Source organism: Variovorax sp. CF079, assembly GCF_900101545.1.
Taxonomy (GTDB): domain Bacteria; phylum Pseudomonadota; class Gammaproteobacteria; order Burkholderiales; family Burkholderiaceae_C; genus Variovorax.
Genome location: NZ_FMZU01000049.1, coordinates 1 through 9302 on the forward strand (window position 1 = coordinate 1; position 9302 = coordinate 9302).

At 66.3% G+C, this 9302-nt stretch carries 8 protein-coding genes and 1 pseudogene; 3 read left to right on the plus strand and 6 right to left on the minus strand.

Annotated elements, in window-relative coordinates; translation table 11 throughout:
- Nucleotides 1-77: 77 nt before the first annotated feature.
- Complete coding sequence (locus tag BLS74_RS33300) at nucleotides 78-554, minus strand: serine hydrolase domain-containing protein (protein ID WP_093112290.1); 477 nt, start codon at nucleotides 552-554, stop codon at nucleotides 78-80.
- Between the two features lie 204 nt (nucleotides 555-758).
- On the opposite strand from BLS74_RS33300, the gene BLS74_RS33305 reads away from it, so the two are divergent.
- From BLS74_RS33305 to BLS74_RS33310, 3 genes are all read left to right on the plus strand, one after another.
- Nucleotides 759-1718, plus strand: coding sequence for a LysR family transcriptional regulator (locus tag BLS74_RS33305; RefSeq protein WP_093112292.1), 960 nt, complete (start codon nucleotides 759-761; stop codon nucleotides 1716-1718).
- Nucleotides 1719-1872: 154 nt separating this feature from the next.
- Complete coding sequence (locus BLS74_RS35625) at nucleotides 1873-1998, plus strand: hypothetical protein (protein ID WP_280142691.1); 126 nt, start codon at nucleotides 1873-1875, stop codon at nucleotides 1996-1998.
- Nucleotides 1999-2076: 78 nt separating this feature from the next.
- Complete coding sequence (locus BLS74_RS33310) at nucleotides 2077-2493, plus strand: DUF6006 family protein (RefSeq protein ID WP_093112294.1); 417 nt, start codon at nucleotides 2077-2079, stop codon at nucleotides 2491-2493.
- A gap of 36 nt (nucleotides 2494-2529) precedes the next feature.
- Here BLS74_RS33310 and flgL read toward each other — a convergent pair whose 3' ends face one another.
- The 5 genes and pseudogenes from flgL to BLS74_RS35460 all read right to left on the minus strand — a co-directional run.
- Nucleotides 2530-3741, minus strand: coding sequence for a flagellar hook-associated protein FlgL (gene flgL, locus BLS74_RS33315; RefSeq protein ID WP_093112296.1), 1212 nt, complete (start codon nucleotides 3739-3741; stop codon nucleotides 2530-2532).
- A gap of 17 nt (nucleotides 3742-3758) precedes the next feature.
- Nucleotides 3759-5717, minus strand: coding sequence for a flagellar hook-associated protein FlgK (gene flgK, locus BLS74_RS33320; protein WP_093112298.1), 1959 nt, complete (start codon nucleotides 5715-5717; stop codon nucleotides 3759-3761).
- 58 nt (nucleotides 5718-5775) lie between these two features.
- On the minus strand, nucleotides 5776-7353 hold the full coding sequence (locus BLS74_RS33325) for a methyl-accepting chemotaxis protein (RefSeq protein ID WP_093112300.1): 1578 nt from the start codon (nucleotides 7351-7353) through the stop codon (nucleotides 5776-5778).
- 90 nt (nucleotides 7354-7443) lie between these two features.
- Nucleotides 7444-9180 (minus strand): methyl-accepting chemotaxis protein, encoded by a 1737-nt coding sequence (locus BLS74_RS33330; protein WP_093112302.1) that lies wholly within the window; start codon nucleotides 9178-9180, stop codon nucleotides 7444-7446.
- Between the two features lie 3 nt (nucleotides 9181-9183).
- Nucleotides 9184-9302, minus strand: a pseudogene (locus BLS74_RS35460) (chemotaxis protein CheW); the annotation flags it as partial.

The following is a 9302-nucleotide window of genomic DNA, read 5'->3' on the forward strand; positions in this document are numbered from 1 at the left end:
TCCTTGACCTGTGGGGCTGTCTGGGTTGTCGACATTTCCATCTCCTTTGCCAAGAGGTTGAGGAAATCCCGTTTTAGCTAAGCGGGTCTCGCTCGAGTAGTCCCACATAGCATCTTTCTGGACAACTCCGCCAGCAGCTCGGCGCGGGAAAGAAATGGGCGGCGGTCCGAGAACTGTCCGCTGTCGGCGCCATCGCGAACCACACCGGCACCATGTGACAACAATTCTCCGATCCGGGCGCCCGCGAGGCCCTTGTGCAGGCCGGATACATAGCGGCCGATCGGATCGTCAAGGCCGATTTTTCCTTGTTCCCGCAGCAGCATGACACCACTCGCAGTGAAACTCTTGGAGTGCGACGCGACGCGAAAGCGATGCCTCGGGGTGAGGGATTCGCCGGTTTCCAGATCAGCGGCACCGAAGGCGAACTCCGCCACGATGTGAGGCCCCTGCGCAATGGCGACAGAGCACCCGGGCTGCCGATAGCGCTCGAGTTGAAAACTCAGCCAATCGGGCACGTAGTCCAGCGCGGCCTTGAGCCAGGCGTTCTTTCTCATGGGTGTCGCCGCTTCGTTGAAAAATGGGGCTGCGGAGTGTAGTCGCAATCCGCAATCGCATCGGAGAACGGTGACCCAATCCACGAATCGCCCGGCGAGTGCGCCCTCGGCATTTCCTGCGGCGATAGTCGCACTTGCCCTAATCTTCGGCGCTTGAAGGTGGTTCACCATCCTCTTCTCGATCTCGTGCGAGCGAGGGCGGCTATGCGCTTCAACAAGCTTGACCTGAATCTGCTGGTGGCACTGGACGCGCTTCTCACCGAGTGCAGCATCAGCCGGGCGGCCGCGCGCGTGCATCTGAGCCAGTCCGCCATGAGTAACGCGCTGGCTCGGCTGCGGGCCTATTTCGACGACGAGTTGCTGGTGCAGGTGGGCCGCACGCTGGAGCTCACGCCCCGGGCCCAGACGATGAAGGAACCCGTGCGCGACGTGCTGATGCGCGTCGACACCGCGATCGCCGCGCAGCCGCAGTTCGATCCCTCACGCTCGAACCGCACCTTCCAGCTGCTGGTCTCCGACTACACCACGGTCACCCTGATGCCGCACCTGCTTGCGCTGGCACGCCGGCAGTCGAGCACGGTGCGCTTCCTGCTCTCGCCGCTGCCGCAACTGGACCAGCCGCAGCGCGCGCTGGGGCGCGGCGAAGCGGACCTGCTGGTGATCCCGCGCAACTATTGCTCGCCCGACCATCCGATCGAAACGCTGTTCGAGGAAGAGTACGTGTGCATGGTGTGGAACGACAGCCGCTTCGCGCTCGCGGGCACCCTCAGCTACGAGGAGTACGTGGCCGCAGACCACGTCGAGGTGCAGCCCGCCAGCATCGGCCAGCCCACGCTCGAGAGCTGGTTCATGCAGCGTCGCGGCATCGAGCGGCGCATCGAGGTCTGCACCTTCAGCTTCGTCGCGGCGCCCTTCCTGGTTCTGGGCACCGACCGGGTCGCCACGGTGCAGCGTCGCTTGGCGCGCATGGCGCAGCAATTCCTGCCGCTGACAGTGCTGCCGGTGCCCTTGCCGCTGCCTCGGATGGAGCAGTCCATGCAATGGCACAAGTACCGCACCCACGACCCGGCGCTGGTCTGGCTTCGCGGCCTTCTGCATGAGGCCGTCGTGCAGATGGAGGCGCAGCAGCAGGCGGCGGCGCCTGCTGGCGAGGTGCCGGAGTAGCCGCCCGGCCGAACCGGAGCCTGCAATCACTTCGGGGAACGGTGAACCAATCCACGAATCGCCCGCCGAGTGCGGCCCATCGTTGCGATTTGGCCATGTGCAGCGCCGGCGCTCGCCCCTAGGATGACAGCGGGTCGTCCGAAAGGAGTTCGCCATGGATACAACGCACGCCAAGCTGCAACCCCGAGACCCGGTGGCAGCCCGGTTGGGGGTCTACATGACCCGGGTCGGCATCGTGATGGTCGCGATCGTCATCGCGGTCTCGTTCCTGCGCGGGTAGCGCCTTCACGGGATTTCTCGTTCGACAGCGGCTCGGTACGCTGCCTCCAGCCTCATCGAGGCGACAAGGAGCAGCAGCATGACTTCGAACACGACGCGGCGGTCGCTCACGACCTTCTCCCGCGGCCTTGCCCTGTGCTTCGCCCTCTCCGGTTCGGCCCTCGCCAGCACGGTCGGCGGCTGGTGGGGCGGCGCCTGGAACTGCAGCATCGACGGCCGGCCGGCACGCATGACCTGGGTCCCGGTCAACGACACCCAAACCAGTTGCGACGGCGACACCTGCAGCAGCAGCGCCGGCGCGCGCTGGAAGGGAAAGTTCTCGGACAACAACTCGCGCTGGGTGGCGCTGACGCATCCCAACGAAGGCGACCGCGGCGGCCTGTACTTCCGCCATGCCGACGGCAACCGCTGGTACCTGGCCAGGCCCTCGGGCAACCGGACCGCGGGCTGGACGACCTGGAACGGCCAGCACTACCCGCTCTCGTGCTGGCGCTGATCGGGCGCCGCCGCGAAGACCGGCCGGCCTGCCGGCCTACAGGTAGTTGAACAGCGCGATGCTGTGCAGCCGCGCGAAGGTCTCCTGCGAGGCCTTCAGCGCGGTTTCGCGCTGCAGGTATTCGGAGATCGCGCTCGCCATGTCCAGGTCTTCCAGCTCAGACAGGTAGCTCTTGTCGATCAGGCCGCGCGAGGAACCCGAGGCATTGAGCGCATCGAGTTCGTTCATGCGCGAGCCGACCGAGGAGCGGATGGTCAGCACGTTGTCGTGCGCATTCGTGATCTTGACGTTGGCCGTGGAAAGCGCGTTCTGCAGCCCAGCCTGCGCGGCCGCGCCGCCGCCGGCAAGCGGCTTCTTCAGCGATGCCACGAGGTCGCCGATGGCGGCGAACACGTCGGTGCCGGCGTTCTTGGCGGTAAAGACCTGGAAGCTGTCGCCGTCGGCCGGCGTGCCGCTCATGCTGATCTGCACGCCGCCGAAGGAAATCGGCGTGTCCGCCACGAAGGGGCCGGTGGCCGCGACCACCGGCGGCGTGTCGTTGGTGGTCACCGTGTAGTTGCCGCCCGCGAAGCTGATCGTGAAGTCGCGGCCGTAGTTGGGCGCCGTGGCATCGGTCACGCCGACCGCGCCGAACACGCCCGAGCCGGTGTTGGCGACATTCGCCGTGGTCACGTAGCCCGCACCGCCCTGCACCGACTGGAACACGCTGCGTCCGTCGTCGGTGGCCGACATCTGGCGCGACACGTCGATCTGCATCAGGCGCTGGCCCTGGTCGCCCATGTACTGCACGCCGCCCCCGGCCTGCGCCACGAAGGGCGGGTTGGCGCTCTTGAAGCCGGCGAACAGGAACTGGCCGTTGCCGTCGTCGGCGTTGGCCACGTTCACCAGCTGGTCGAGGTTGCTCTGGATGGTGGTGGCGAGCGATTCGCGGTCGGCGTCCGACAGCGTGCCGTTGCCGGCCTGCACCGTGAGCGTCTTGATGTTCTGCAGGATGGTGGTGGCCGATTGCAGCGCGGCCTCTTCGTGCGAGAGCGAGAGCACCGCGCGGCTGCGGCTGGCGGCGTACTGCGAGCTCTCCGCGATCGACTGGGAGACGACCAGCGAACGCGCCGCGCCCACCGGATCGTCCGCCGGCGTCAGAAACTTGGATTCCGAAGACAGTTGCTGCTGGATCCGGAACAGCTGCTGCTGCTGCGAGCCGATCCCTTTCAGGCTCTGTGCATAGAAGGTCTGGGTGCTGATGCGCATGGCGATTCCCGATGTTCTTAGTTGCTGATGCCGAGGATCGAGTCGAACATCGTCGACGCGGTCTCGATCACCTTGGCGTTGGCCTGGTACATCTGCTGGAACATCAGCAGGTTGGCGGTTTCCTCGTCCTGGTTCACACCGGAAATCGAATCCCGGGTGGCGCGGATCTGGTCCGTCACGCTGGTCTGCGTGGTCTCGGCCACGCGAATCTCCATCGTGCGGTTGCCCACCGAGCTCACCAGCTGCGCGTAGGCGCTGTTGAAGGTCGAGCTGCCGCCGCCCATGGTGTTCTTCTTCTGCAGCGCCGTCAGCAGCAGCGCATTGCTGCCGTCCGACACGCCGCCGACGTTCTTCTTGATCGTGAAGGTATCGCCCTGGACCGGCGCGCCGGTCATGCTGAGCTTGATGCCGTCGAAGCTGATCGAGGCGCCTGCCGTGTAGGGCACGGGCGTGCCGGCCGCGTAGCTGGTCGAGGTGCCGTCGGCGAGCGTCACGGTGACGGCCGAGGTCGCCGGAAAGCCCGACAGCGTGTTGGTCCCGGCGTCGTAGGCGAGCGTGACCGTTGCCGCCAGCGGCGTGGCCAGGTAGCCGGCATCGACGGTGGCGGCGCTCAGCGCGCCGCTGCCCTGGTTGCCGCTGGTGTTGCCGGTGACCAGCGGCGAGGCCGCGGCCACCTTGGCCGGGTCGAGCACCAGCACTTCGAGATCGCGCGCGCCGGTGCGCGTCGGCTGGACCAGGAAGGTGTCGCCCGCCTGGGCCGTGCCGCTGGCAGCGGTCAAGCTCACGCCGTCGAAGTCGATCGGGAAGGTGGTGAAGTCGCCGATGGGCTGCTTGTCCGAAAGGCGCGTCACCGAATAGGTGAGCGTGCCCGTCACGTCCTTCACTTCCACCGAATAGTCGCTGGTCGTGAGCTGCGAGGTGTCGGTCACGCTGGCGCCGAGCACCATGGTGCCGGTGTTGCGCGCATTCGAGAACACGCCGGCCTGGGCCTCGGAGAAGAAGTCGGTGCCCGGCACGCCGTTCAGGTCGACGCCCAGGTTGTGCTGGTCGTTGAAGCTGCTGCCGAGCGCCATGGCGAGGCGGCCGATCGCGTTCTGCGTGGTGCTCAGCGTCTCGGCGCGGAAGGCCATCAGCCCGCCCAGCGTGCCGCCGGTGAAGATGTTGTCCTTGAGCTCGGACGCGGTGCCGTTCATGCCGACCAGCGCCATCGCCTTGCGCGTGGGGTCGGCCGCGGAGTCGACCGCCTTCATGGTCGCGGCCCGGTCGCCCAGCACCAGCGTCTGGCCGTTGCCGATGAAGACGTTGTACTTACCGCCGTCCTGCTCCAGCACCTTGACATCCACGATCTTGCCGAGTTCGGCCACCAGCTGGTCGCGCTGGTCCATGAGGTCATTCGGCGGCTGGCCGCCGGCCATCGCCTGGAGCTGACCGATCTGCTGGTTGAGGCTCGCGATCTGCGTCGCATAGGTGTTGATCTGCTCGGCGCTGCCCACGATCTGGTCGTTGACCGAGGTGTTCAGGTCGGTGAGGTACTGGTCGGTGGCGCGGAACTTGTTGGCCAGGGCCTGCGCCGCGCTGATGAGCTGCTGGCGCGCGGCCGGGTCGGCCGGCGTGTTGGCCACGCCCTGCATGCCGGCAAAGAAGCTCTGCATCAGGGGCGTGAGGCCCGAGGTCTTGTCGGCGAGCAGCGAGTCGATGCGGCTGATCTGCGAGTTGTAGCTCGCGAGCGCCGCGCCCGTGGCCTCGGCGCCGTTGAGCTGGGCGGTGAGGTAGCGGTCGTAGCTGCGCGCCACGGTCGTGACGCGGGCGCCGGTGCCCATGAAGCCGGCGCCGGTCGAGATCGCGCCGTTGGTGGTGACGATCGAGGTCTGGCGGCTGTAGCCGGCGGTGTACACGTTGGCCGTGTTGTGCGCCGTGGTCATGAGCGCGCTGCGCGCCACGGCCAGGCCGCTCAGGCCCGTATAGAACATCGACATTTGGGATTACCTGTAGGTACGTTTGCTTGTTTGTTTATCGGCAGCGCGGGCGAAACATTCAGTCCGCGAGCCTGAACACGCTGACTGCCTCCACGAGGTTGCCGGCCTGCTCCTGCATCGATTGGGCTGCAGCCGCAGCCTCTTCCACCAGCGCCGCGTTCTGCTGCGTCACCTGGTCCATCTGCGTGATCGCCTGGTTGATCTGCTCGATGCCCTGCGTCTGCTCGTGGCTCGCTGCCGTGATCTCGCCGATGATGTCGGTCACCCGCTTCACGCTGCCCACGATCTCTTCCATGGTCTTGCCGGCTTCGCCGACCAGTTGGCTGCCGGCATCGACCTTGCCCACCGAATCGTCGATCAGGCCCTTGATTTCCTTGGCCGCGGCGGCAGAGCGTTGCGCGAGGTTGCGCACTTCGGAAGCCACCACCGCAAAGCCACGGCCCTGCTCGCCGGCACGCGCCGCCTCGACCGCCGCGTTCAAAGCGAGGATGTTGGTCTGGAAGGCAATGCCGTCGATCACGCCGATGATGTCGACGATCTTCTTGGAGGACGCATTGATCGAGGCCATGGTGTGGACCACCTGGCTGACCACGTCGCCGCCCTTGACCGCCACCTCGGAGGCCGAGAGCGCCAGCTGATTCGCTTGGCGCGCGTTGTCGGCGTTCTGCTTGACCGTGCTGGTGAGTTCTTCCATCGACGCCGCGGTCTGCTCCAGCGAGCTGGCTTGCTCCTCGGTGCGCGAAGAAAGATCCTGGTTGCCCGAAGCGATCTGGCCCGAGGCCGTCGCGATGGCGTCGGTCGACAGCTTGATCCTGCCGACCACATGGGTCAGCTGGTCCTGCATCTGCTTGATCGAATGCAGCACGCTGCCGTCGTCGGCCGAGCGCGCCTCGACGCCCACCGTCAGGTCGCCGCCGGCGATGCGGCCGACCACATCCGCCGCGTAGCCGGGTTCGCCGCCCAGCTGGCGCGCCAGCAGGCGGGCCACCACCACGCCCAGCCCCACGCTCGCGAGGATGCCGATCAGGGCCATCGCCAGCATCAGCAAGCGCGAGGTCTTGTAGGTCTGGCCGGCATGGTCCATGCTCGCCTTGGCCTGCATGTCGCTGTGCGCCACCATCGTCTCGAGCACTTCCTCGAGCGCGCGCGAATCCTTCAGCAGCTGCGCGCTGTCCTCGGCCACGCGGCCGTCGAACTGCGAGCTGTCCAGCGATTGCGCGCTGAGCAGCGTGACGAAATCGCCCATGCGCTTCTTCAGCGTCGGCAGCAGGGCCTCGTACTGCTCGTTGAGCTTGCGGCCCTCATCGCTTTCGAGCAGCACGGGCTTGACCTCGGTCATCCGCGCTTCGAGTCCGGCGCCGGCCTTCTTGAGTTCCGCGATGCCGGCATTGCGCTCGCCCTTGGTGGAGGCCGACAGCAGGCCCATCTGGGCCCGGCTCGCATAGAGCAGGTGGATATTGGCGGCCTGCACCGCCTTCAGCGTCTGCAGCTCGTGGTTGTAGAGCCTCTCGGTCGAGGCGCTGATGCGCCCCATTTGAAAGATGCCGAGCGCACTGACGACGGCGCCGATGGCGGCGACGATCAGAAAGCTGAGGATCAGCTTGACGGTGACACGAAGCTCCTGGAACCACTGCATTTTTTTCTTCCTGCGAAGGCCGTCGACAGAGGCCCGGTTATGAGAGATATCGGCAGTCCGGCCCGAAACTTGAGGGCTGGGACTTCTTCTTCAGAACTCTGTCCACTCGCCCGAGGCCGTGTGGCCCACGGCAAGCTGCGGCGCGCGCCGGTGTGCCACCGCCTTGCGCGGAGCGGCCGCCGGCTTGGCCGGCGCCTTCAGCGCCGGCGCCACGCGCCTCGGCGGCAATGTCGGCTGGCTGCGGGCCTGGACCTGCGCGAGCACTACGGCCGCTTCTTCCTGGCTCAGCTTGAAGATGCTGACGGTCTGCGAGAGGCTGCCGGCCTGCTCCTGCAGCGACTGCGCCGCCGCCGCTGCCTCTTCCACCAGCGCCGCGTTCTGCTGCGTCACCTGGTCCATCTGCGTGATCGCCTGGTTGATCTGCTCGATGCCCTGGGTCTGCTCGTGGCTCGCCGCCGTGATCTCGCCCATGATGTCGGTCACCCGCTTCACGCTGTCGACGATCTCGTCCATCGTGCGGCCCGCTTCGGCCACCTGCTTGCTGCCCTCCTCGACCTTCTCCACCGAGTCGCCGATCAGCGTCTTGATTTCCTTGGCTGCCGCGGCAGAGCGTTGCGCGAGGTTGCGCACTTCGGAGGCCACGACTGCAAAGCCGCGGCCTTGCTCGCCGGCACGCGCGGCTTCGACCGCTGCATTCAAGGCCAGGATGTTGGTCTGGAAGGCAATGCCGTCGATGACGCCGATGATGTCGACGATCTTTCTGGACGAGGCGTTGATCGAGCCCATGGTGTCGACCACCTGGCTGACGACGCTGCCACCCTTCACGGCCACTTCGGAGGCCGAGACGGCCAGTTGATTCGCCTGCCGCGCGTTGTCCGCGTTCTGCTTGACGGTGGAGGTCAGCTCTTCCATCGACGCCGCGGTCTGCTCCAGCGAGCTGGCCTGCTCTTCGGTGCGCGAGGAGAGGTCGTGGTTGCCCGCCGCGATCTGGCCCGAGGCCGTGGCAATGGTGTCGGTGCCGGAACGCACTTCGCCCACCACCTTGGCCAGGCTCTCGTTCATGTTCTTCAGCGCATGCATCAGCTGGCCCGTCTCGTCGCGCGAGTCGACTTCGATGCGCGATGTGAGGTCACCGCTGGCCACGGTCTCCGCCACCTGGACGGCACGGTCGATGGGCCGGGTGATGCTGCGGGCGATCAGGAAGGCGCAGACCCCTCCCAGCAACAGCGTGAGCGCAGTGAGCGCGATGCGGAGATTGAAGCTCTGCGCGTTCGCCTCGTCGATCGCGCGGCTCATGTCGTCGATCGCCTTGCGCTCCAGCGCCAGTAGTTCGAGCACGCGGCTTTCATAAGCCTTGGCGGCCGGCTGGAAGGTGTCCTTGAAGACGGTCTCCGTCTCCGCCGCGTTGCCGCCCGCCTTCGCCTTCTGCACCGCCTCCTTGGCCGCCTGGTACTTGGCTCGCAACTCGACAATGGACTTGAAGGTCGACTTCTCGAGATCGGTCACCAGCAGGGCCTCGACCTTGGCCATGGTCTCCCCGCCCTTCTTGACGCTGTCGGAGATGACATCGGCAAAGGTGACGGGAAGCGTTTCGTCAGTGGTCCTTGCGATCATCGCCGTGCGCGCGATGGCCGAGTAGGTCAGCACGTACCAGTCCGAGATGAGCCGTTCCTTCGCGAGCGGACTCTGCATCATCTGGCGGGTGGCCTCGGCGTTGCTGCTGGCGCTCATCAGGGCAAAGACGGCCGAGGCCAGGGTCAGGGCCAGGACCATGCCGAAGCCGATGGCCAGGCGCGTTCCGATGCGTACGTTGGAGAGGAAGTTCATGGTTCAGGCCGCCATCTTTTCAATGAGGCCCATCTCTTCGCTCGACATCAGCCGGTCGATGTCCACCAGGATCAGCATCCGCTCCTCCAGCGTCCCCAGCCCGATCAGGTAGTCCGTGTCCA

What these genes read in the sequence shown, in the direction of transcription:
- BLS74_RS33300 (WP_093112290.1), bottom strand. Translation starts at nt 554, where the DNA reads ATGAGAAAGAACGCCTGGCTCAAGGCCGCGCTGGACTACGTGCCCGAT.
- BLS74_RS33305 (WP_093112292.1), top strand. Translation starts at nt 759, where the DNA reads ATGCGCTTCAACAAGCTTGACCTGAATCTGCTGGTGGCACTGGACGCG.
- BLS74_RS35625 (WP_280142691.1), top strand. Translation starts at nt 1,873, where the DNA reads ATGGATACAACGCACGCCAAGCTGCAACCCCGAGACCCGGTGGCAGCC.
- BLS74_RS33310 (WP_093112294.1), top strand. Translation starts at nt 2,077, where the DNA reads ATGACTTCGAACACGACGCGGCGGTCGCTCACGACCTTCTCCCGCGGC.
- flgL (WP_093112296.1), bottom strand. Translation starts at nt 3,741, where the DNA reads ATGCGCATCAGCACCCAGACCTTCTATGCACAGAGCCTGAAAGGGATC.
- flgK (WP_093112298.1), bottom strand. Translation starts at nt 5,717, where the DNA reads ATGTCGATGTTCTATACGGGCCTGAGCGGCCTGGCCGTGGCGCGCAGC.
- BLS74_RS33325 (WP_093112300.1), bottom strand. Translation starts at nt 7,353, where the DNA reads ATGCAGTGGTTCCAGGAGCTTCGTGTCACCGTCAAGCTGATCCTCAGC.
- BLS74_RS33330 (WP_093112302.1), bottom strand. Translation starts at nt 9,180, where the DNA reads ATGAACTTCCTCTCCAACGTACGCATCGGAACGCGCCTGGCCATCGGC.